General features: G+C 61.9%; 20 protein-coding genes. 8 read left to right on the top strand and 12 right to left on the bottom strand.

The window, feature by feature from the left end; all coding sequences use genetic code 11:
• Position 1 precedes the first annotated feature (1 nt).
• The 7 genes from pcaH to CAF73_RS30160 form a co-directional block, all read right to left on the bottom strand.
• Positions 2 to 706, bottom strand: a complete 705-nt coding sequence (gene pcaH / locus CAF73_RS10735; protein WP_011332820.1) for a protocatechuate 3,4-dioxygenase subunit beta — start codon at positions 704 to 706, stop codon at positions 2 to 4.
• Positions 707 to 742: 36 nt separating this feature from the next.
• Positions 743 to 1,948, bottom strand: coding sequence for a 3-oxoadipyl-CoA thiolase (pcaF, locus tag CAF73_RS10730; RefSeq protein WP_176247721.1), 1,206 nt, complete (start codon positions 1,946 to 1,948; stop codon positions 743 to 745).
• Positions 1,945 to 2,724: a CoA-transferase subunit beta gene (locus CAF73_RS10725; RefSeq protein WP_085702656.1), complete on the bottom strand. Its 780-nt coding sequence runs from the start codon at positions 2,722 to 2,724 to the stop codon at positions 1,945 to 1,947. Before CAF73_RS10725 ends, pcaF begins: the two co-directional genes overlap by 4 nt.
• The gene (locus CAF73_RS10720) at positions 2,724 to 3,581 is read right to left on the bottom strand and encodes a CoA transferase subunit A (RefSeq protein ID WP_085702655.1); all 858 of its coding nucleotides are present in this window, start codon (positions 3,579 to 3,581) and stop codon (positions 2,724 to 2,726) included. The genes CAF73_RS10725 and CAF73_RS10720 overlap by 1 nt, the downstream gene beginning before the upstream one ends.
• Before the next feature lie 282 nt (positions 3,582 to 3,863).
• Positions 3,864 to 5,210, bottom strand: a complete 1,347-nt coding sequence (locus CAF73_RS10715; protein ID WP_085697449.1) for an MFS transporter — start codon at positions 5,208 to 5,210, stop codon at positions 3,864 to 3,866.
• 294 nt (positions 5,211 to 5,504) lie between these two features.
• The gene (gene pcaR, locus CAF73_RS10710) at positions 5,505 to 6,347 is read right to left on the bottom strand and encodes a pca regulon transcriptional regulator PcaR (protein ID WP_007917109.1); all 843 of its coding nucleotides are present in this window, start codon (positions 6,345 to 6,347) and stop codon (positions 5,505 to 5,507) included.
• A 427-nt stretch (positions 6,348 to 6,774) separates the two neighbouring features.
• On the bottom strand, positions 6,775 to 6,942 hold the full coding sequence (locus CAF73_RS30160; RefSeq protein ID WP_170929711.1) for a hypothetical protein: 168 nt from the start codon (positions 6,940 to 6,942) through the stop codon (positions 6,775 to 6,777).
• Positions 6,943 to 6,988: 46 nt separating this feature from the next.
• On the opposite strand from CAF73_RS30160, the gene CAF73_RS10705 reads away from it, so the two are divergent.
• Both CAF73_RS10705 and CAF73_RS10700 read left to right on the top strand, forming a co-directional pair.
• Positions 6,989 to 7,189, top strand: coding sequence for a hypothetical protein (locus CAF73_RS10705; RefSeq protein ID WP_007957826.1), 201 nt, complete (start codon positions 6,989 to 6,991; stop codon positions 7,187 to 7,189).
• Positions 7,190 to 7,565: 376 nt separating this feature from the next.
• Positions 7,566 to 9,041, top strand: a complete 1,476-nt coding sequence (locus tag CAF73_RS10700; protein ID WP_085697448.1) for an inorganic phosphate transporter — start codon at positions 7,566 to 7,568, stop codon at positions 9,039 to 9,041.
• 270 nt (positions 9,042 to 9,311) lie between these two features.
• Here the strand turns inward: CAF73_RS10700 and ccoM are convergent, their stop codons facing one another.
• Positions 9,312 to 9,428 carry a cytochrome c oxidase subunit CcoM gene (gene ccoM / locus CAF73_RS30660; RefSeq protein WP_305880187.1) on the bottom strand — a complete coding sequence of 39 codons (117 nt, stop codon included), beginning with the start codon at positions 9,426 to 9,428 and terminating at the stop codon, positions 9,312 to 9,314.
• A gap of 145 nt (positions 9,429 to 9,573) precedes the next feature.
• Positions 9,574 to 9,735: a hypothetical protein gene (locus tag CAF73_RS30155; protein ID WP_170929710.1), complete on the bottom strand. Its 162-nt coding sequence runs from the start codon at positions 9,733 to 9,735 to the stop codon at positions 9,574 to 9,576.
• Between the two features lie 185 nt (positions 9,736 to 9,920).
• Here CAF73_RS30155 and CAF73_RS10695 point away from each other — a divergent pair, with 185 nt between their 5' ends.
• The 3 genes from CAF73_RS10695 to CAF73_RS10685 all read left to right on the top strand — a co-directional run bounded on the left by CAF73_RS10695 (position 9,921) and on the right by CAF73_RS10685 (position 12,554).
• Positions 9,921 to 10,787, top strand: coding sequence for a LysR substrate-binding domain-containing protein (locus CAF73_RS10695; RefSeq protein ID WP_085702654.1), 867 nt, complete (start codon positions 9,921 to 9,923; stop codon positions 10,785 to 10,787).
• A gap of 88 nt (positions 10,788 to 10,875) precedes the next feature.
• Positions 10,876 to 11,346, top strand: coding sequence for a RidA family protein (locus tag CAF73_RS10690; RefSeq protein ID WP_085702653.1), 471 nt, complete (start codon positions 10,876 to 10,878; stop codon positions 11,344 to 11,346).
• On the top strand, positions 11,343 to 12,554 hold the full coding sequence (locus CAF73_RS10685) for an aminotransferase class V-fold PLP-dependent enzyme (RefSeq protein WP_085702652.1): 1,212 nt from the start codon (positions 11,343 to 11,345) through the stop codon (positions 12,552 to 12,554). The genes CAF73_RS10690 and CAF73_RS10685 overlap by 4 nt, the downstream gene beginning before the upstream one ends.
• Here the strand turns inward: CAF73_RS10685 and CAF73_RS10680 are convergent.
• The gene (locus CAF73_RS10680; RefSeq protein ID WP_007959194.1) at positions 12,524 to 12,865 is read right to left on the bottom strand and encodes a hypothetical protein; all 342 of its coding nucleotides are present in this window, start codon (positions 12,863 to 12,865) and stop codon (positions 12,524 to 12,526) included. The two genes, CAF73_RS10685 and CAF73_RS10680, sit on opposite strands and share 31 nt — an antisense overlap.
• Before the next feature lie 243 nt (positions 12,866 to 13,108).
• Here CAF73_RS10680 and rapA point away from each other — a divergent pair, with 243 nt between their 5' ends.
• Positions 13,109 to 15,955 (top strand): RNA polymerase-associated protein RapA, encoded by a 2,847-nt coding sequence (gene rapA, locus CAF73_RS10675; protein WP_085697444.1) that lies wholly within the window; start codon positions 13,109 to 13,111, stop codon positions 15,953 to 15,955.
• Between the two features lie 193 nt (positions 15,956 to 16,148).
• Here the strand turns inward: rapA and CAF73_RS10670 are convergent, their stop codons facing one another.
• A complete protein-coding gene (locus CAF73_RS10670) occupies positions 16,149 to 17,498 on the bottom strand; it encodes an MFS transporter (protein ID WP_085697443.1) in 1,350 nt (449 codons plus the stop codon).
• A gap of 302 nt (positions 17,499 to 17,800) precedes the next feature.
• Between CAF73_RS10670 and CAF73_RS10665 the strand changes: the two genes are divergently transcribed.
• The gene (locus tag CAF73_RS10665) at positions 17,801 to 18,154 is read left to right on the top strand and encodes a YkgJ family cysteine cluster protein (RefSeq protein WP_085697442.1); all 354 of its coding nucleotides are present in this window, start codon (positions 17,801 to 17,803) and stop codon (positions 18,152 to 18,154) included.
• 163 nt (positions 18,155 to 18,317) lie between these two features.
• Positions 18,318 to 20,600, top strand: a complete 2,283-nt coding sequence (locus tag CAF73_RS10660; protein WP_085702651.1) for a bifunctional diguanylate cyclase/phosphodiesterase — start codon at positions 18,318 to 18,320, stop codon at positions 20,598 to 20,600.
• On the opposite strand, the gene CAF73_RS10655 is transcribed toward CAF73_RS10660, so the two are convergent.
• On the bottom strand, positions 20,491 to 21,387 hold the full coding sequence (locus CAF73_RS10655) for an NAD(P)-dependent oxidoreductase (RefSeq protein WP_007959172.1): 897 nt from the start codon (positions 21,385 to 21,387) through the stop codon (positions 20,491 to 20,493). The genes CAF73_RS10660 and CAF73_RS10655 overlap by 110 nt on opposite strands.
• Positions 21,388 to 21,470: the final 83 nt, after the last annotated feature.

The following is a 21,470-nucleotide window of genomic DNA, read 5'->3' as shown; positions in this document are numbered from 1 at the left end:
CTCATTTCTCCATCGGCGTGGCTTCGCGGCCGCGCAGCACGATGTCCCAGCGATAAGCGAGGGCGTAGGACGGAATGGTTTTTTCCAGATCGAAAGCGGCGATCAGGCGTTCCTTGGCCGAGGTGTCCGGCACGCAGTTGTAGATCGGGTCGTACGCCAGCAGCGGATCGCCCGGGAAATACATCTGCGTGACCAGGCGCGTCAGAATGCTCGGCCCGAACAGCGAAAAATGTACGTGCGCCGGGCGCCAGGCGTTGTGGTGATTGCCCCACGGATAGGCGCCGGGCTTGATGGTCTGGAACTGATACCAGCCGTCGGCGTCGGTCACGGTGCGGCCGGTGCCGGTGAAGTTTGGGTCCAGCGGTGCGTCGTGCAGGTCGCGGGCATGGTTGTAGCGACCGGCGGCGTTGGCCTGCCAGATCTCCACCAGAATCCCCGGCACCGGCAGACCGTCTTCATCGAGCACACGCCCGTGAATAATGATCCGCTCGCCAAGCGGTTCACCCTGATGCTGGGCGGTAAGATCGTTATCGGTGTCGGCCACACGCTCGGCGCCGATGGTCGGGCCGGTGATTTCCGACAACGAGTGCGGCAGAAACACCAACGGCTTGGACGGCGAACGCAGATTGGTGGATTGATAGGTCGGGTGCAGGTACGGCGGCTGGGTGCCTTCCTGCGGGCGGCGGTAACCAGGCTTGTCAGTCATTTCGCTTTCCTCTGTTCAATTCGTCACGGCTGTGTGTCAGATGCGTTCGATGGCCAGGGCCAGACCCTGGCCGACACCGACGCACATGGTCGCCAGACCTTTCTTGCCGCCGGTCTTTTCCAGCTGATGCAGGGCGGTCAGCACCAGTCGCGCGCCGCTCATGCCCAACGGATGACCCAAGGCAATCGCGCCGCCGTTCGGGTTGACCTGGGCCGCATCGTCCGCCAGCCCCAGCTCGCGCAATACCGCCAGACCCTGGCTGGCAAACGCTTCGTTGAGTTCGATCACATCGAAATCGCTGACCGCAACGCCGAGGCGTTCAGTGAGTTTGCGCACCGCCGGCACCGGGCCGATGCCCATCACCCGTGGCGCAACCCCGGCACTGGCCATCCCCAGCACTTTGGCCCGGGCGGTCAGACCATGTTTTTTCACCGCTTCGGCCGAGGCCAGAATCAGCGCGGCGGCACCGTCATTCACCCCCGAAGCGTTGCCGGCGGTGACCGTCTTGTCCGGGCCGTTGACCGGTTTGAGTTTGCTCAACGCTTCAAGCGTGGTGTCGGCGCGAGGGTGTTCGTCCTGGCTGACCACGGTTTCGCCCTTCTTGTGGGCGATCCGCACTTCGACGATTTCCTCGGCGAAGTAGCCGGCAGCCTGGGCAGCGGCAGTACGTTGCTGGCTGCGCAGCGCGAAAGCGTCCTGGTCCTCGCGGGAAATTTCGTAATCGTCGGCGACGTTGTCGGCAGTCTGCGGCATCGCATCCACGCCGTACTGGGCCTTCATCAACGGGTTGATGAAACGCCAGCCGATGGTGGTGTCTTCCAGCTTCATGTTGCGCGAGAACGCCGCATCAGCCTTGCCCATCACGAACGGCGCGCGGGACATCGACTCGACGCCGCCGGCAATCGCCAGCTCCATTTCGCCACTGGCGATGGCGCGGAACGCCGTGCCAATGGCATCCATCCCCGACGCGCAGAGGCGATTGAGGGTGACGCCCGGCACGCTCTCCGGCAGACCGGCCAGCAGCAGCGCCATGCGCGCGACGTTGCGGTTGTCTTCGCCGGCCTGGTTGGCGCAGCCGAGGAATACTTCGTCGATGGCGCTCCAGTCCACCGACGGATTGCGCTCCATCAGGGCCTTGATCGGCACGGCGGCCAGGTCGTCAGCGCGAACCGCCGCCAGACCTCCACCGAAACGACCGATGGGCGTACGAATCGCATCGCAGATATAAACGTCGCGCATCATGCTTCTCCCGGTGCCTGGCCGTGGGCCGCTGCGGTACGGGCTTCGAGATCGCGCAGGGCGGCCAGCTCGACTTCGGTCGGTTCAGTAGTGGTGGCCACACTGTCGGCAAAACGAATGGCCCAACCGGTGGCGGCGACCACTTGCTCACGGGTCACGCCCGGGTGCAGCGCGGTGACCACGAACTCGTTGGTGCCCTCTTCCGGCTCCATGATGCACAGGTCGGTGATGATCCCGACCGGGCCAGCGCCCGGCAGGCCCAGACGTTTGCGCGAATCGCCGCCCTCGCCATGGCCGACCGAGGTGATGAAATCGAGCTTGTCGACAAACGAACGCGCCGACTGCTTGAGGATGATCAACACGCTTTTGGCGGAGCCGGCAATTTCCGGCGCGCCACCGGCACCCGGCAAACGGACCTTCGGCTGGTGATAGTCGCCGACCACGGTGGTGTTGATGTTGCCGAAACGGTCGACCTGCGCTGCGCCGAGGAAACCGACGTCGATGCGCCCGCCCTGCAGCCAGTAGCGAAAAATCTCACCGGTCGGCACGACGGTGTCAGCGGTTTCCGCCAGTTCGCCATCACCGATCGACAATGGCAATACGCTGGGTTTAGCGCCGATCGGGCCCGACTCATAGATCAGCACCATGTCCGGCGACGAGGTCAGGCGCGCCAGGTTGGCGGCTTTCGACGGCAGGCCGATGCCGACGAAGCACACCGAGCCGTTCTTCAGGCGACGGGCCGCGGCGACGGTCATCATTTCATTGGTGGTGTAAGTCATTACTTGGCCTCCGAAGCAGCGGCCAACTTGGCCTGGAACTCGCTGAAATCAGCGCAGCCATGGATGTATTCGTTGATCCACGCAGTAAACGTCTCACGGTCGCGGGCGATCGGATCCCACGCCTGATAGAAACGGTTGTCACGCTCGGTGTAACCGTGGGCGTAGGACGGATGCGCGCCACCGGGTACATGACAGACCGCGCTCAAGGCCCAGGTCGGCAGCACGCAGGCGTTCATCGGCGCGTTGAGGTTGTCGACGATTTCTTCGACGGTGACGATGCAACGCTTGGCGGCCAGTGCGGCTTCTTTCTGCACACCGAGAATGCCCCACAGCAGCACGTTGCCCTGACGGTCGGCCTTCTGGGCGTGGATCACGGTCACGTCCGGACGCACCGACGGCACCGCCGCCAGTACTTCGCCGGTGAACGGACAAGTCACGGATTTGATCAGCGGGTTGACCTTCGGCAGGTCGGAACCGGCGTAGGCCCGCAGCACTGCGAACGGTAGGCCGGAGGCGCCGGCGATGTAGGCGTTGGCCAGGTCAGCGTGGCTGTGCTCTTCGATTTCCAGGGCGTGCGGCCATTGTTTCTCGACCGCGTCACGCAGGCGGTGCAGCGAACCCACGCCAGGGTTGCCGCCCCAGGAGAAGATCAGCTTGCGTGCACAGCCGGCGCCGATCAGTTGGTCGTAGATCAGGTCAGGCGTCATCCGCACCAGGGTCAGATCTTTCTTGCCCTGACGAATGATTTCATGACCCGCCGCCGTAGGGATCAGGTGAGTGAAGCCTTCGAGCGCGACGGTGTCGCCGTCGTTGACGAATTGCTTCACCGCGTCGTGCAGCGAAAGGATCTCAGCCATGGAGCGGGCTCCCGTTTCTGTAATGAATCGCCAGTGAATAAAAAGGCGCGAGGTTCTGCGCCGGAGTCACTGAAGATTAAGCCGCTGATTTTCGCCAAACAATCCGATAATCGACTGAGCGTTCGTTTATCGAACAGATTGTTATCAACCTATCTTTCCGTCACTGATCGTTCCCACGCTCTGGGTGGGAATGCAGCCCGGGACGCTCCGCGTTCCTTCGGGATCCCAACGTGGAGCCACCGCTGAGGCCAGTTCGACGTGGGAACGATCCTGCAATGAAACTCAAGTCGCGTCCGCGTGACTGACCAGGCCCTTGATCACGACCGCTGCCGTAGCCAGGCCCGCCGGAATCACCAGCGCTGTCAGCACTTGCTCGAAATTCCAGCCCAGGCCCAACAGGGTGGCGCCCATCCACGCCCCGAGAATCGCGCCGAAGCGGCCGATCCCGAGCATCCACGAGACACCGGTCGCGCGGCCCTGAGTCGGATAAAACCGCGCCGCCAGCGAGGGCATCGCCGATTGCGCGCCGTTGACGCACATGCCCGCCACCAGCACCAGCGTCGCCAGCAGCGTGATGTTGCCCAGGCTCTGCCCCACGGCGTAGGCAAACACCCCGGCCAGCAGGTAGAAAATGCCGATCACCTTGTGCGGATTGAACCGGTCCATCGCCCAGCCTACGCCGACCGCGCTCAACACCCCGCCGAACTGGAACAGCGCGCCGATAAACGCCGCCTGCTCCATGCTCGCGCCGCTGTCACGCATCAGGGTCGGCAGCCAGCTGGTCAACAGATAAACGATCACCAGACCCATGAAGTAGGTCAGCCACAGCAGCAACGTACCGACGCTGTAAGTGCCGGAGAAAATCACCGCGAACACGTTGCGTGCTTTGACGGTTTTCTGTTCCGGCACACTGAAACTCGCGGCCTGAGCGACGGTGGCAGGATCAATGGGGGCGAGAGTCTTGCGTACCTTGTCGGTGCCGCGATTGCGCACTACCAGATAACGCGCCGATTCCGGCAACCAGAGCAGCAACACCACAGCGAGGATCAGAGGCAGAATCCCGCCGATCAGCAATAGACTGTGCCAGCCAAATGCCGGGATCAGCTTGGCCGAAATAAATCCGCCGCCGGCCATGCCGAGGTTGAAGCCGCAGAACATGCTGGTCACCAGCAACGACTTCTTGCGCTCCGGGGTGTATTCCGACAGCAGCGTGGTAGCGTTCGGCATGCCGGCCCCCAGCCCCAGACCGGTGAGGAAGCGCAGCACCAGCAACTGATCGACGTTGGTCGCGTAGGCCGAGGCCAGGCTGAAACCACCGAACAGAAAAACCGCGCCGACCAGTACGACTTTTCGCCCGAAGCGGTCAGCCAGCGGACCGGAGCCCAGCGCACCGAAGACCATGCCGATCAGCGCGGCGCTCATCACCGGGCCGAGGCTGGCGCGGTCGATGCCCCAGTCCTGGGAAAGCGCCGGAGCAATAAAACCCATGGCCGCGGTGTCGAGGCCATCGAGGAACACAATCAGGAAACACAGGATCACGACGCGCCACTGATAGCGCGAGATCGGTTGGGCATTGATGAAGGACTGCACATCGAGGCAGTGACCTACAGCGGACTGAGGCTGGTTCATTATTTTTATTCCACGCAAAAAACGCAGTCGAACGGCGGCCGGCCAGAGAGCGGCACGGTCACAACTATATAAGGAAGAAATCGGGCGTTGCGCTAATGCCGGCAACAGGAACAGGAGCGGCGACAGTCGGGGAACGTGCGCATGGGAAGTTGCCTCTTGTCATTATTATGGGAGTCGACAATCCGGCGAGCTCATTCACATTCGCGCCGGATGACGCTGCCGCGACATTAATGATCCGAGGGTTTTAGCGTCAATTCGATAAACGCAACTCTGTGCGTTTATCGAACAGGTTCATCAGGCGAACAACTGCGCACTGAGGTCACGACTGGCGCTCAACAGGCCGGGCAGAAAGCGCTGCTCAAGTTCGGTGCGGCTGACGCGACCGGCGTGGGTGCTGACATTGAGCGCGGCCACCACTTGGCCGGAAGCATCGTAGACCGGCACGGCAATCGAACGCAGGCCTTGCTCCAGTTCCTGATCGACGATGCACCAGCCCTGCTGCCGGACTTCCTGCAAACATTCGAGCAAGGCGTCGGGGGTGTGAATCGTGCGGCTGGTCTTGGCCACCAGTTCGGCGTGGTCGAGGTATTCGCGCAGCGAGGTGTCGTCCAGCGCTGCCAGCAGAATCCGTCCCATGGACGTGCAATACGCCGGCAAACGCCCGCCCACCGAGAGGTCAACCGAAATCAGACGCTGAGTGGTTGCCGAACGGGCGATGTAGAGGATGTCGTCGCCCTCCAGTGTGGCCATGTTGCAGGCTTCGTGCAGTTGCTCGCTCATGCGATCAAGGTACGGCTGGGCCGAGACCGCCAGCGGTGTCGAGGACAGATAGGCGTGTCCGAGGGTCAGCACTTTGGGCAGAAGTGAATAAGTGCGCCCGTCGGTGGTGGCGTAGCCGAGTTTGATCAGTGTGTGCAGGCAACGGCGCACGGCGGCGCGGGGAATTTCCGTGCGGTGGCTGATCTGGGCGATGGTCAGGTGGCGCTTGCGCTCCTGAAACGCCTGCACCACCGCCAGGCCACGGGCCAGTGAGGTCATGAAATCCGGATCGCCGGTCAGGGCCTGGATACGCTTGGCCGGCGAAGCGACGATCGGCGGCGCTACCGAGGTGAAGGAATTGCGCATTTGATCGTTCATGTGGTTCCTTTTTTTCTTGTTCGGATCAACGGCTATACAAGCGGCTCGCCGGCAGATACACAAGCGACAGACCGCCAACATCGGGCGATTATCGAACCGTCGACCGATAATCGCAATCGCCCTGACCTCCTCCGGCGGGCTGCTCCGAGCAGTTTTGAACCTGGAACGCCTGCATAGTTAACGAGCCTTAGTTGTCCGACTAAATGGCGCCAGAAATCAAACACTGCGCAACAAAGATGCAACTATTGCCGGAAGTTGCACGTCACAAAACAATCACACATGCGCAAACGTTTTTAACTTGGCAAAGATAGTCAATCCCGAATCGGCCGCTATAATGCACCTCAGTGACACCGCGCTTTTTATTTGCCGACGGTGCCACCCGCTGGCGCGATGTCCATCGCCGCCAGCCCCGGCCAGCGCCTGATGCTCATTGCTCATGCACCGCCAGCGCGCTCGCTGAAACAGGAAACTGATGCTGCGTCAGTTTTAATCTGGTGCCGTAGCCGCCTGCAACATGGAAGTCCCGGCCGTCTTCCCGATAACACCGCTGCCTGTCCAGGCAAGCGTTGGTCGACGAACCGGTTAAATGCTTCATGCAGTGCGTTCACCGGATATTTATCTCAACTCATACAGGTAGCACTGTGACGAAAGACGAACTGCGCGCGGAACTTGAGCGCCAGGAACAACGTTACAAGGAAGTTTACGGCGGGGAAGTCACCACCTACGCCGCCCAGCCCGAACCGGAACGCAAAGCCTGGCGTAAACGCCCTACCGTTCAGGATCAGGTCTTCCAGCAAGAACTGAAAAAAATGGAAGAGGAACTCAAAGCCGAAGAGCCTTGAAACCGTCCTTTGCATCTTTCGAGGGTAAGCGTACTCACCGGGTTACAAGCACGGTGGACTGACGATGCCTTGCGCGCCCGCTACCCGCGGGCAGCGGCCAATTCCCCCTGTATTGCGCAGGTCTGGAGTGTGTCAGACGCGTTTCTCAGATATTTCATACAAGTTTCAGCCTCCTCCCGACAACCGGCCAATTCGCCTACGCCTCGCATTTTTATCAATTGAATCAATGGCTTGCAAAACCATGCAGAAAGCTGGGGTAATGCACCTTGATACAAATTAATTTGGCGAAGTCGGTAACCGATGAGCAGGTAGGGGATCGATTTCCAGTCTTTTCTGGCATAATCGCGCCCCCTTATGACCGGGTCAGAAAACCTTCATGATCGATTTATTCAGCGGACTGGATGCCTGGGTGCTTGTGAGCCTCCTGCTCGCCCTGACATTTGTCCTCGCCTTCGAGTTCATCAATGGATTTCATGACACCGCTAACGCGGTAGCCACTGTTATCTACACCAAAGCGATGCCGCCTCACCTGGCGGTGTTCTTCTCGGGCGTGTTCAACTTCCTCGGCGTATTGCTGGGCGGCGTTGGCGTGGCGTATGCCATCGTGCACCTGCTGCCCGTAGAACTGTTGATCAACGTAAACACCGGCCATGGTCTGGCAATGGTGTTCTCGCTGCTCGCCGCCGCGATCGCCTGGAACCTGGGCACCTGGTACTTCGGTATCCCGGCCTCCAGTTCGCACACGCTGATCGGTTCGATCCTCGGTGTCGGCCTGGCCAACGCCCTGATCAACGAAATTCCACTGGCCGACGGCGTCAACTGGCAGAAAGCGATCGATATCGGCGCCTCGCTGGTGTTCTCGCCGATGGCGGGCTTCCTGATCGCCGCGCTGGTGCTGATCGGCCTGAAATGGTGGCGCCCGCTGTCGAAGATGCACAAGACGCCGGAACAGCGCCGCAAGATCGACGACAAGAAGCACCCACCGTTCTGGAACCGTCTGGTCCTGGTGATCTCGGCCATGGCCGTAAGCTTCGTGCATGGTTCCAACGACGGTCAGAAAGGTATCGGCCTGATCATGCTGGTACTGATCGGTATCGTGCCTGCGCAGTTCGTCCTCGACCTGAACAGCACCACCTACCAGATCGAGCGTACTCGTGACGCGACCCTGCATCTGAGCCAGTTCTACAAGCGCAACGCCGACACCCTGGGCGAGTTCCTGGCGCTGGGCAAAAGCGTGGAAGGCGACCTGCCGGAGAAATTCCGTTGCAACCCGCAACAGACCGAACCGACCATCGCCGCCCTGCTCGACACCCTTAAAGGTGTAGCGGACTACCACTCGCTGTCCTCGGAAAGCCGCATCGAAGTGCGTCGTTACCTGCTCTGCCTGGACGACACTGCGAAGAAGGTCAGCAAACTGCCAGGCCTGGCCCCGCGTGAGAAATCCGACCTGGACAAGCTGCGCAAAGACCTGACCACCACCACCGAATACGCCCCGTTCTGGGTGATTCTGGCGGTCGCCCTGGCCTTGGGCCTGGGCACCATGGTCGGCTGGAAACGCGTGGTACTGACCATCGGCGAGAAGATCGGCAAGCAAGGCATGACCTACTCGCAAGGCATGTCGGCCCAGATCACCACCGCCAGCCTGATCGGCCTGGCCAACATCTTCAGCCTGCCGGTATCCACCACCCACGTCCTTTCCTCGGGCGTGGCCGGCACCATGGTCGCCAACAAAAGCGGCCTGCAAGGCGGCACGGTGAAAACCATCCTGCTGGCCTGGGTCCTGACCCTGCCGGCCACCGTCGCCCTGTCGGCCGGCCTGTTCTGGCTGGCGTCGAAAGCGCTGGGTAGCTGATAGACAGCTGTAATGAAAAAGGCGTGATTCGCAAGGATCACGCCTTTTTTATTGCTTCCAGAAATGGGACGCGGAGCGTCCCGGGCGGCATTCCCAAGCAGAGCGTGGGAACGATCAAAGCAAAAGCAGTCCGCCAGCCGCAACACCCGAAAAACCGATATTCACAAAAAACACTCAAAGCATGGTCGGCCAAAAGGCCGCCAGGAAGACAAAAAAAAGGGCAACCGAAGTTGCCCAAAATGCCTTGCGTGCTCATCAAATCCAGAAGAATCAACGCTTCTTGCGCTTGTTCGCATCCTTCCAGATAAAAAATCCAAACCCTGCAAAAAACAGAACCATCAGGCCCACAGTCAGGACCCCGGCAAACACCACGTTATCGAAAAACATGACTGGCCTCCTGGCCCCTGCTCTGCTGCGATGGAACCAAGTTAACCAATCAGGCAGGCGCAGGAATTGACCGGGATCAATGCCGGTCACCGCACGGAGGAAAGGAAGGGAAATAACTGACCTGCATCAAAGGATGCAGGGGAGATCAACGCTTTTTCGGTTTGTTTTTTGGCTTTTTTTTCGGCTTGCCCAACGGCATGGCCTGCTCGAAAGCCTGGCGTACCTCATTCAGGCGCTTCTCGTTGAGGTCATGGATACGCTTGGCGCGTTCAGTGTTGAGGTCGATCAGCTTGTCGTCTTGGCTCATGGCGTTCGGTGCATCGCTTGGACTGAATCACAACTGCCGGTTCACCGACAGGACTGCGCCAATAATGCGGCCTGACGCAGGCGCTGACCAGCCACTGACCTAAACGCTGTACAACAATTCATGTACCGCCCACCGGATTTGCCCGCACAATCGGCGCTTTGCCGTTAATAAGAAGGATCTGCGTCGTGCCCCTGCATCAGGATCTGCCCCCGCTGATGGCCTTGCGCGCTTTTGAAGCCGTGGCCCGTCATTTGAGTTTCATCAAGGCTGCCGATGAGCTGTCGGTGACCCAAAGCGCGATCAGCCATCAGGTGCACAAACTCGAAGAATTCCTCGATCAGCGATTGTTCGTGCGCCGCACCCGGGCGATCGATCTGACACCTGCCGGCGAACAGTATTACCGGCAAATCCAACCGGCCCTGGCCGCGATTGCCGCCGCCACCCACGAACTGCGCGGCGAGCGCCCCACCACTCTGCGCATCGGTCTGCTCGCTTCCTTCGCCACTTTATGGCTGGCACCACGTCTGGCGGACTTCCACGCGAAATACCCGAACATCCATGTCGAGCTGCTGCCCGCCGTGCAACTGGCCGACGTCGACGCCGGCGAGGTGGATCTGGCGATCCGCTATGGCAAGGGCGGCTGGGCGAGAGTCGAGGCCCGCCGGTTCATGGGCGAAACCCTGACACCGGTGTGCAGCCCGGCCTTCAAGGCCAAAGGCGTGAACAACGGGCCCTTGCTGATGGCCAAATCGCACCAGCCGTTCGAATGGATCGACTGGCAGCAACACAGCGGCATCGATCTGGCTCATGTGCCCAGCGTCATGCTCCACGACTACAACATCGTCGTCGAAGCGGCCGTGGCCGGTCAGGGCATTGCCATGGGTCGCCAGCGAATGATCGAACGACGAATCAAGGAAGGCGCCCTTGTGCCGGCCTTCGACACGCCGCCGATGCTCGGCGATATCGGCTATTGGCTGGTCACCCCGCAACGCCCGCCCACACCGGCGGCGCAAAGCTTCTGCCAGTGGCTGGAGGAAACCGCGAACGCGTGAATTTTTTGGATACGTCGGATTAAATCTATCCGTTTGTCGCCCTTCCCTCGGGACAACATGCTGAAGCCTTCATTCAGGAGGACTTCCCATGACCGATTCCCTCAGCCAACGTGTTCAACAACTCGGCCTGCGCCTGCCCGAACCGAGCCAGCCGATCGCCAATTACGTCAACCACGTGGTCAGCCAGAACAATTTGTTCATCTCCGGGCAGATTCCGTTGCTCGACGGCAAACCTGCGTTCATCGGGCGACTGGGCGAAGCGATCTCCGAGGAAGAAGGTGCCAACGCCGCCGAATTGGCGGCCCTGGGGCTGCTCGCCCAATTGAGCCATGCGCTGGGTGACGACCTGTCGAAACTGGTGCGCATCCTGCGCCTCGGGGTTTTCGTCGCCGCCGCACCGGACTTCAAGGCTCAGGGCGTCGTTGCCAACGGCGCCTCGAATCTGCTGGTCAACGCTCTCGGCGACAAGGGCCGTCACGTGCGCACCGCAGTCGGCGTGTCGAGCCTGCCGGCCGGCGTGGCGGTGGAAATCGACGCGATTTTCGAGATCAAGCCGTGAACATCGACGACCTCACGCACCTGCGCGCCGCCACACCCGGCTGCGCCCAGGTGATCCACTTCAACCACGCCGGCGCCTCGCTGCCAAGCCAGGCTACCCTCGACGCAGTGATCGAACAGTTGCAACGCGAAGCGCTCGGCGGGCCAATGGAATCGGCAGACAACCGGGTACAGGAACGCGCGCGCAATGCGGCCGCCGCCCTGCTCAACGCCGAACCCGAGGACATCGCCTTCGCCAGCAGCGGCTCGGCAGCCTGGAGTCAGGCGTTCAACGCACTGGGGCCGTGGCAGCCCGGGGAGCGAATTCTGGTGGGCCGCCATGAATGGGCCGGCAATCTGGCATGCATGGCCGAAGCGGTGAAGGCCGGCGCGCGGCTTGAAGTGATTCCTTGTGACGCCCATGGTGCGGTCGACCCGCAAGCTCTGGCGCAGATGATCGACGGCCAGGTACGGCTGATCGCACTCACCTGGCTGCCGGCCAACGGCGGCCTGATCAATCCCGCCGCGCAGATCGGCCGCGTGGCGCGGCGCCACGGCATCCCTTATTTCATCGATGCCGGTCAGGCGCTGGGGCAGTTGCCCTGTGACGTTCAGGCGTTGCAGTGCGACATGCTCAAGGGTGCCGGACGCAAGTTTCTGCGCGGCCCGCGCGGCACGGCGCTGATGTACATCCGGCCGGCATTTTTGCAACGGCTGCTCCCCGTGCAACGCGATGTATTGTCGGCGCCGTGGGACGGCAGACGATTCACCCTGCGCGACGACGCGCGCCGCTTTGAAACCAGTGAAGTATCGCTGGCCCTTCTGGCCGGGCTGGCCAATGCGCTGGAAGAGTACAACCGCCTCGGCGCAATCCCGGTTCGCCAGCAGATCGAACAACTGAGCAGCGAATTGCGCCAACGCCTGAAGGCGATTCCCGGCCTGACGCTGCGGGATCTCGGAGCGACCCACCAACAATCCGGGCTGATCGCCTTCACGCTGGAAGGCTGGGACAGCGTGGCGCTGAAGCAGACATTGGCCGAACGGCGAATCAACATCGGCGCCAATGGCGTGGCCTACACGCCGCTGGACATGCAGGCGCGCGGGCTGACAAATATCGCGCGGGTGGCGGTGAGCTATTTGAACACGCAGGAAGAGATCGACGTGTTGCTGGAAAACCTGACGGAATTGGCCGCCCGGCCTCAGATTTCGATGTCGACCCAAAGCCCCTGACGCGGCTGATCTTCCATCAGCGGTGCCACCGGCACGGTGTTGTCGGCATTCAGTTCGGTACCGGGCACGGCGAGATGCGCTTCGGGGTCATCGTCGGCTTCGCGGCGCCGGCGATCGCGCTCCTGCTGGCGGCGCTGCTCTTCGCGCAGCAGATAGCCGTCCTCTTCCGGATCGCGCTTTTGCAAGTCGATGGTGCTTTCGTTGGAGCTTTCCTGCACCGGCACCACAGGGGGAATATCCGGTCGCTGGCGGATCGGATCCTGCTGGGAGGTGATCGGCACGGCGCTCAGGGGGAGCATCGGTGGCAGCATATGAAGGGTCTCCTGTCAGCAGGTTATCGGCGGCGCCCAGGGTGCCTTGAGCCATCGGTCGCAAACTTGTGACCGGTTTGGCACTCAGGGGTGCCGCAACATCCCGTAAAACCGATGCATGACCTAATCTTCCCTGCAATTGGCCGATTGCGTTTAAAAGCCGGGCCGAGGCTCCTTATCCTTTGGCCTCGGGCCCTCATTCCGTTAAGATAGCCCGCTTTTTCAAGGTGGGAGTCAGGCAGCATGGCGCAGCAGTATCAACCGGGGCAACGCTGGATCAGTGACAGCGAAGCAGAGCTTGGTTTAGGCACCGTTCTGGCACAGGATGGCCGCTTGTTGACCGTGCTTTACCCGGCCACTGGCGAGACTCGCCAGTACGCGCTACGGAATGCGCCCCTCACCCGCGTGCGGTTCTCGCCCGGCGATTCGATCACGCACTTCGAAGGCTGGAAGATGACTGTCCAGCAAGTCGACGACGTCGACGGCCTGATGGTCTACCACGGCCTCAACGCGCAGAACGAAGCCGTCACCCTGCCGGAAACCCAGCTGTCGAACTTCATTCAGTTCCGTCTGGCCAGCGACCGCCTGTTCGCCGGCCAGATCGACCCGCTGGCGTGGTTCTCCCTGCGCTATCACACCCTGGAACACACCAGCCGCCAGTTGCAGTCTGCGCTCTGGGGCCTGGGTGGCGTGCGTGCACAACCGATCGCCCACCAGTTGCACATTGCCCGTGAAGTCGCCGACCGCATTGCGCCGCGTGTATTGCTGGCGGACGAAGTGGGTCTGGGCAAGACCATCGAAGCCGGTCTGGTGATCCATCGCCAGTTGCTGTCGGGCCGCGCCAACCGCGTGCTGATCCTCGTTCCGGAAAACCTCCAGCACCAATGGCTGGTGGAAATGCGCCGGCGTTTCAACCTGCAGGTCGCGCTGTTCGACGAAGAACGCTTTATCGAAAGCGATGCCACCAACCCGTTCGAAGACACCCAACTGGCGCTGGTGGCGCTGGAGTGGCTGGTCGACGATGAAAAGGCGCAGGACGCCCTGTTCGCTGCCGGCTGGGACCTGATGGTGGTCGACGAAGCCCACCATCTGGTTTGGCATGAAGACAAAGTCAGCCCGGAATACTCGCTGGTCGAACAACTGGCCGAAGTCATTCCCGGCGTGCTGCTGCTCACCGCGACACCGGAACAACTCGGTCAGGACAGCCACTTCGCCCGTCTGCGCCTGCTCGATCCGAACCGTTTCCATGACCTGGCCGCCTTCCGCGCCGAGAGCGAAAACTATCGCCCGGTGGCCGAAGCCGTTCAGGAGCTGCTGGACAAGGGGCGCCTGTCGCCGGCCGCGCACAAGACCATCCACGGCTTCCTCGGCAACGAAGGTGAAGCCCTGCTCACCGCCGTCAACGATGGCGACAGCGAAGCCAGCGCCCGACTCGTGCGTGAACTGCTCGACCGCCACGGCACCGGCCGCGTGCTGTTCCGTAACACCCGCGCCGCCGTGCAGGGTTTCCCGGAGCGCAAACTGCACCCGTACCCGCTGCCGTGCCCGGACGAATACCTGGAACTGCCGCTGGGCGAACACGCCGAGCTGTACCCGGAAGTCAGTTTCCAGGCCCAGCCGGACGCCAGCGAAGAAGAACGCTGGTGGAAATTCGACCCGCGCGTCGAGTGGCTGATTGACCAGCTGAAAATGCTCAAGCGCACCAAAGTGCTGGTGATCTGCGCCCACGCCGAGACCGCGATGGACCTGGAAGACGCCCTGCGCGTGCGCTCCGGCATCCCGGCCACGGTGTTCCACGAAGGCATGAACATCCTCGAGCGTGACCGCGCCGCCGCCTACTTCGCCGACGAAGAGTTCGGCGCGCAGGTGCTGATCTGCTCGGAAATCGGCAGCGAAGGTCGCAACTTCCAGTTCGCCCACCACCTGGTGCTGTTCGATCTGCCGTCGCACCCGGACCTGCTGGAGCAGCGGATCGGTCGTCTGGACCGGATCGGCCAGAAGCACATCATCGAACTGCACGTGCCGTACCTGGAAACCAGCCCGCAAGAGCGCCTGTTCCAGTGGTACCACGAAGCGCTGAACGCGTTCCTCAACACCTGCCCGACCGGCAACGCCTTGCAGCATCAGTTCGGCCCGCGCCTGCTGCCGCTGCTCGAAGAAGCCGACGATGGCCAGTGGCAAGCGCTGATCGACGAAGCGCGCACCGAGCGCGAGCGACTGGAAGCCGAGCTGCACACTGGTCGCGACCGCCTGCTGGAACTCAACTCCGGCGGCGCCGGCGAAGGTGAAGCGCTGGTCGAGGCCATCCTCGAACAGGACGATCAGTTCGCCCTGCCGATCTACATGGAAACCCTGTTCGACGCCTTCGGTATCGACAGCGAAGACCATTCGGAAAACGCTCTGATCCTCAAGCCGAGCGAGAAGATGCTCGACGCCAGCTTCCCGCTGGGCGACGACGAAGGCGTGACCATCACCTACGACCGCAACCAGGCGCTGTCGCGCGAAGACATGCAGTTCATCACCTGGGAACATCCGATGGTGCAGGGCGGCATGGATCTGGTGCTGTCCGGTTCGATGGGCAACACCGCCGTCGCGCTGATCAAGAACAAGGCGCTCAAACCAGGCACCGTACTGCTGGAACTGCTCTACGTCAGCGAAGTGGTTGCCCCGCGCTCGCTGCAACTGGGTCGCTACCTGCCGCCGGCCGCCCTGCGCTGCCTGCTCGACGCCAACGGCAACGACCTGTCGTCGCGTGTGGCCTTCGAAACCCTGAACGATCAACTGGAAAGCGTGCCGCGCGCCAGCGCGAACAAGTTCATCCAGGCCCAGCGCGACCAGCTGACGCCACGGATCAACGCCGGTGAAAGCAAGGTCGCCCCACGCCACGCCGAGCGCGTCGCCGAAGCCCGCCGTCGTCTGGCAGCCGACACCGACGAAGAACTGGCGCGCCTGACCGCGTTGCAAGCGGTCAACCCGACCGTACGCGACAGCGAACTGGACGCCCTGCGCAAGCAGCGTGAACAAGGTCTGGCGATGCTCGACAAAGCGGCGCTGCGACTGGAAGCGATCCGGGTGCTGGTAGCGGGCTGAACCGCCCTGCTCCATCGCCAAAAATGAAAAGGCCCGCAGTGATGCGGGCCTTTTTTGTACACCGCAGATCGTTCCCACGCTCCGCGCGGGAATGCCTCAAGGGACGCTCCGCGTTCCAGCTCTTGAATGGGACGCAGAGCGTCCCGGGCTGCATTCCCACGCACGCGTGGGAACGTTCAGGCGATGCAGGTCATCAAGCGGTAACGGCCTGACTCTGCGGCTCAACCACTGCCACCAGCCCTTCCTTCATCCGCTTCGCATCCCGCACAAAACACCGCGACGCGAGGAACAGGAACACCATGGTCAGGAACAGCGCCGCCGGAATCAGGTACATCGCATCATGCAGGCCGACAGCCTTGAACGCTTCGGTCATCTGCTCGGCACCCGCCGAGACCATCGCCGACTTGGCGAAGTGATCCGACAAACCGCCCACCACTACCGGCCCCAGGCCGCCGCCGAGCAGATACAACCCGGCGAAGAACAGCGCCATCGCCGTAGCCCGCAGGCGCGGCTCGACCACGTCCTGAATCGCCGTATACACGCAGGTATAGAAGTTGTAGGCGAACAGCCAGCCAACGCTGAACACCGCGACAAACACCCCGATCTCGATACGCCCGGCATGCAGCGCCCACGCCGTGCAAAGGGTCGAGATGATCAGGCTGAACGCGGCAAACAGCAGTCGCCCGTTGGCCACCCGCTGGTGAATCTTGTCGGCGATCCAGCCGCCGAGGGTCAACCCGACAAGCCCGGTCACACCGACGATCACGCCGGTCGCCACCGCCGCTTCCTGCAACGGCATCAGGAAATAACGCTGGAGCATCGGCACCAGGAACGAGTTGCAGGCGTAGGTCGCGAAGTTGAAGCACAACCCGGCCATCACCAGCCACAGGAAGGTCGGCACGGCGAGAACGCGGCGGATCGGCTTGTCGACTTTCTCCTGGGACACCTGCACGGTTTCCGCCGCGCCGCGCTTGGGTTCCTTGATGAAGAACATGAACACCGCCAGCACCAACCCTGGCACGGCGGCAATAAAGAACGGCGCGCGCCAGCTGTCGAACGCCTTGACCATCCAGCCGATGGTGAAGAAAGCCAGCAGCAGCCCCAGCGGCAGGCCGAGCATGAAAATGCCCATGGCCCGAGCGCGGCGATGGGCCGGGAACAGGTCGCCGATCAGTGAGTTGGCGGCGGGTGCGTAACTCGCTTCCCCGATGCCGATCCCCATGCGCACCAGCAGGAAACTCCAGAAACTGCCGACCAGACCGTTAACGGCAGTCAGCGCGCTCCAGGTCGCCAGGCCCCAGCCCATCAGTTTGCTGCGCGAACCGGTGTCGGCCAGGCGCCCCAGTGGTAATCCGGCAATCGCGTAGACCAGCGTGAACGCGGTGCCGACGATCCCGAGCTGGAAGTCGCTGAGGTGCCATTCCATGCGGATCGGTTCGATGATGATCGCCGGAATGGTGCGGTCGAAGAAATTGAACAGGTTGGCGAGGAACAGCAGGAACAGAATGCGCCAGGCATTCGCCGCTTGGGTCGAGTTCTGCATGGGTCCGTCTCTTTATTGTTATTGGGGCTTCACTGCCAACGCATCCGAGCCCGGGACCTGCAATCTAGTCACGCTCGTCGGGGCTGTCTGTCATCATTCGTCAGCCTGATGACAAGCCATGGCCGTGTAACGAAACGTAAGCCCTTGAAATGCTTCGAATCCCCCTGAAACCGGGGGTTTCGCGGAAAAATCCGGCAATGAAAAAATACTTTCGCGCCCCCCTTCCCAACGCCGTGGCAAAGCCTAGAATGGCCGCCGGATCCGTCCGGATCCTGCCGATCAATCCCTTTGATACCCCGCCCATGTCCGAAGCCAGTCCGTGTCTGAATTGCGGTGCCTGCTGTTCCCATTTTCGTGTTTCTTTTTTCTGGGGTGAATGCGCATCCTCCGGCGGGACAGTCCCCGATGAACTGGTCACTCAGATCACGCCCAGCCGGGTCGCGATGATCGGCACCGACCGCAAGGCGCCGCGCTGCACCGCGCTGGAAGGCGAAGTCGGAAAGTCAGTGGCCTGCACGATCTACGACAAGCGTTCCAGCCCCTGCCGCGAGTTCGAAGCATCGTGGGAAAACGGCGCGCAGAACATCGACTGTGACAAGGCACGTGCCCGTTTCGGCCTGCCGCCACTGCAACCGCACTGGAACGAAGTCGCCTGAACAGCGGCATCCGGGCACTTAGCGCCAATCGCTATGACGCTAATGCCGAAATCATTAGCGCCAATGTGCCACTATCGCTTGCACGGCAAAAACCGCCTCTATACTCCAGACATTCGCCTGCGTTGATGACGCAGTAAGGACGCACTCAGAGACGGGGCATGCTATGGAGTGGCTTGGTTTGCAATTTGTTGCCGAGCAGCCGGAGAGCGGGCAGGTCATCCTCAATTGCACACACAATCCCCTGTTGGTGCTGGTGGCCTACCTGGTCGCCTGCGCCGCGAGTTTCGCCACCCTCGACATGGCCGAACGGGTCGCCCACGCTGAAGAACCCGGTTCGCAGCGACTGTGGCGCTGGATCGGCGCAACCTGCCTGGCCGGCGGCATCTGGGCCATGCATTTCATCAGCATGCTGGCGTTCCAGGCGCCGATCGACATTCAGTACGATCTGCCCGTGACCCTGTTTTCGCTGTTAATTGCGTTACTCGCATCCTGGCTGGCGATGCACACCCTGAGCACGCCCCAACCAAGCCTGCTGGAATACCTCAAGACCGCCATCGTCATCGGCCTTGGCATCGCCGGCATGCACTACGTCGGCATGGCGGCCATCGAATCCGCCGCCACGACTTACTACCAACCCACTCTGTTCATCTCATCGATCGTGATCGCCATCGGCGCCAGCTTCGCCGCGCTGTGGGTGGCCGGTCATCTGCGCGAAGGCAACGGCCTGCACATCCAGATGCTCAAATACGTGGCGGCGCTGATTCTCGGCGCGGGCATCCTCAGCATGCACTTCACCGGCATGGCGGCACTGCAACTGGTGCTGCCCGAGGGGCAATTGCCGACTCAGGCGTCGCAAACCAGTCACTTGCAGTTGGGCCTCACCGTCGCGTTGATCACATTGCTGATCCTCGGCAGCGCCATCAGCGCCGCATTGGCCGACAAGAAGCTGCAGAACAAGGAACACGACCTGCGCCGGGTCAACGCCCTCCTCAGCCAGCTCGATCAGGCACGCATGTCGCTGCAGCACGTGGCCAACTACGACGCCCTGACCAACCTGATCAACCGGCGCGGTTTCAATCAGATCTTCGCGGAAAAACTCAGCCAGAAATCCAGCGAAGGCGGCATGCTGGCCGTGATGTTTCTCGATATCGACCACTTCAAACGCATCAACGACAGCCTCGGCCATGACGCCGGCGATCAACTGCTCAAGGTTATCGCCCAGCACATCAAGGGCTCGGTCCGTAGCCATGAAGACGTGGTGGCGCGGTTTGGCGGCGACGAGTTCTGCATCCTGATCGGCCTGCGCGACCGCGAAGAAGCGCGCAATCTGGCCCAGCGCATCATGCTCAAGATGAAAGAGCCGATCGAACTGGCCGGACGGCGCATGGTGATGACGACCAGCATCGGCATCAGCCTGTTTCCCGAAGACGGCACGACCTGCGATGAACTGCTCAAGCACGCAGATCTTGCGCTGTACCAGTCCAAGGGCGCCGGGCGCAACGGCGTGCACTTCTTCGATTCCAACCTGAAAAACCGCGCCAGCCTCGAGTTGCAACTGGAGGAAGAACTGCGCCATGCGCTGCGTGAAGAGAACGGCCTGCTGCTGTATTACCAGCCGATCTTCGAACTCAAGACCGGCAAGGTCACCAAGCTCGAAGCGCTGATCCGCTGGCAGCATCCGGTGCACGGCCTGCTCACCCCGGATCGCTTCATTGCCATCGCCGAAAACAACGGCCTGATCGCCGAGCTCGACAACTGGGTCCTGCGCAAGGCCTGTGAAGACCTCGGCGAGTTGTCGCGCCATGGTTGCGAAGACTTGAAGATCGCCTGGAACTGCTCACCGCTGAATCTGGCCCGGGAAGAACTGGCCAATGAAATCGAGCATGCCTTGCGCAGCGCCGGCGTCGCCCCGGAACGGCTGGAACTGGAAGTCACCGAAAACGCCTTGATGGGCAACATCGCCAACACCCTGGTGCTGTTGCGGCAGATCCGCGCCCTCGGCGTGTCACTGTCGATCGACGACTTCGGCACCGGCTATTCGTCGCTGGCCTACCTCAAGCGCCTGCCGCTCAACACCTTGAAGGTTGATCGCTCGTTCATCCTCGACATTCCCAAGGCCACCGCCGACATGGAGATCGTCCAGGCGATCATCGTCATGGCGCACACCCTGCATTTACAGGTGGTCACCGAAGGCGTCGAGAGCCTGGAGCAATACGAGTTCCTCGAGCGCTCGGGCTGCGACTTCATTCAGGGTTACCTGCTCAGCCGCCCGGTGCCACTGGCGGAACTGCGCCCGGTGCTGGAGGAAATCAACCAGCGCAAACACGCGCACACGGTCAATCCGCTGAGTCTGGCGCGCGGTACATTTGCACCAGTGTCGCTGGATCCTTCTGCAAAAAGCCTTGTGCCCCATGCAGGCGCATCAGTTGTGCGGCCAATCCGCTGATCGGCGTGGCCGAGCCGGTTTCCCGGGAAAACTTCACTGCGGTATCCAGATCCTTGAGTAGCGTGCGCACGTGCCACTTCACCGGCTCGAAACGGCTTTCGGCCATTTGCGGGGCGAGGATCTGCAACGGTCTGGAATCGGCAAAGCCACCGGCCAGCGCCTCGGCGATCAGGCTGGCATCGACCCCGGCCTGTTCGGCCAGCGCGACCACTTCGGCGATCACCAGCGCATTGCAGGCAACGATCATCTGGTTGCAGGCCTTGGTCACCTGGCCGGCGCCGACGCCGCCCATGTGCGTGACGCGCTGCCCGAGTTCGAGCAACACCGGGCGTACCCGATCAAGGTCCGCTGCATCACCGCCGACCATGATCGCCAGACTGCCCGCCTCGGCCCCGACCACTCCGCCGGACACCGGCGAATCGAGCCAGGCCATGCCCGTCTTGCCGGCAAGCTCAGCCGCCATTTCTCGGGTGGCCGTCGGTTCGAGGCTGGAAAAGTCCACCAGCAACTGACCGGGTTTCGCCCCTTCGGCCACGCCGGCCGGGCCGAACACCACCTCGCGCACCACCGCCGTGTCCGCCAGGCACAACATCACCACATCAGCCTGTTCACAGAGTTCGGCGGGGGTTGCCACCTGCCGGGCGCCGGCCTCGACCAGCGGCGCGCACTTGGCCGGGTTGCGGTTCCACACGGTCAACGGATAACCGGCGGCCAGCAGACGGCGGCACATCGGCAGGCCCATCAGGCCGATTCCGGCAAACCCCAACGAAGGTCGCGTTGACATCATTTAGCCTCCTTTTGATTAAAGATCGCCGAATAATGGCCGATCCATCATCAATCAGGAAAGGATTCCCCCGCGCGGCACTCAGG

Origin of the sequence: Pseudomonas sp. B15(2017) (genome assembly GCF_002113215.1) — a bacterium.
Taxonomy (GTDB): domain Bacteria; phylum Pseudomonadota; class Gammaproteobacteria; order Pseudomonadales; family Pseudomonadaceae; genus Aquipseudomonas.
Note: the sequence above shows the minus strand (reverse complement) of the source record. Positions and strands in the feature narration are given on the sequence as shown.

Excerpts from the sequence above, each read along its gene's own strand:
- CAF73_RS10655 (WP_007959172.1), bottom strand. The coding sequence starts at position 21,387 with ATGATGTCAACGCGACCTTCGTTGGGGTTTGCCGGAATCGGCCTGATG.
- CAF73_RS10720 (WP_085702655.1), bottom strand. The coding sequence starts at position 3,581 with ATGGCTGAGATCCTTTCGCTGCACGACGCGGTGAAGCAATTCGTCAAC.
- pcaF (WP_176247721.1), bottom strand. The coding sequence starts at position 1,948 with ATGATGCGCGACGTTTATATCTGCGATGCGATTCGTACGCCCATCGGT.
- ccoM (WP_305880187.1), bottom strand. The coding sequence starts at position 9,428 with ATGTTTTTCGATAACGTGGTGTTTGCCGGGGTCCTGACTGTGGGCCTG.
- pcaR (WP_007917109.1), bottom strand. The coding sequence starts at position 6,347 with ATGAACGATCAAATGCGCAATTCCTTCACCTCGGTAGCGCCGCCGATC.
- CAF73_RS10700 (WP_085697448.1), top strand. The coding sequence starts at position 7,566 with ATGATCGATTTATTCAGCGGACTGGATGCCTGGGTGCTTGTGAGCCTC.
- CAF73_RS10670 (WP_085697443.1), bottom strand. The coding sequence starts at position 17,498 with ATGCAGAACTCGACCCAAGCGGCGAATGCCTGGCGCATTCTGTTCCTG.
- CAF73_RS10690 (WP_085702653.1), top strand. The coding sequence starts at position 10,876 with ATGACCGATTCCCTCAGCCAACGTGTTCAACAACTCGGCCTGCGCCTG.
- CAF73_RS10725 (WP_085702656.1), bottom strand. The coding sequence starts at position 2,724 with ATGACTTACACCACCAATGAAATGATGACCGTCGCCGCGGCCCGTCGC.
- CAF73_RS10715 (WP_085697449.1), bottom strand. The coding sequence starts at position 5,210 with ATGAACCAGCCTCAGTCCGCTGTAGGTCACTGCCTCGATGTGCAGTCC.
- pcaH (WP_011332820.1), bottom strand. The coding sequence starts at position 706 with ATGACTGACAAGCCTGGTTACCGCCGCCCGCAGGAAGGCACCCAGCCG.
- CAF73_RS30160 (WP_170929711.1), bottom strand. The coding sequence starts at position 6,942 with ATGAAGCATTTAACCGGTTCGTCGACCAACGCTTGCCTGGACAGGCAG.
- CAF73_RS10665 (WP_085697442.1), top strand. The coding sequence starts at position 17,801 with ATGTCCGAAGCCAGTCCGTGTCTGAATTGCGGTGCCTGCTGTTCCCAT.
- CAF73_RS10660 (WP_085702651.1), top strand. The coding sequence starts at position 18,318 with ATGGAGTGGCTTGGTTTGCAATTTGTTGCCGAGCAGCCGGAGAGCGGG.
- CAF73_RS10680 (WP_007959194.1), bottom strand. The coding sequence starts at position 12,865 with ATGCTGCCACCGATGCTCCCCCTGAGCGCCGTGCCGATCACCTCCCAG.
- rapA (WP_085697444.1), top strand. The coding sequence starts at position 13,109 with ATGGCGCAGCAGTATCAACCGGGGCAACGCTGGATCAGTGACAGCGAA.
- CAF73_RS30155 (WP_170929710.1), bottom strand. The coding sequence starts at position 9,735 with ATGAGCCAAGACGACAAGCTGATCGACCTCAACACTGAACGCGCCAAG.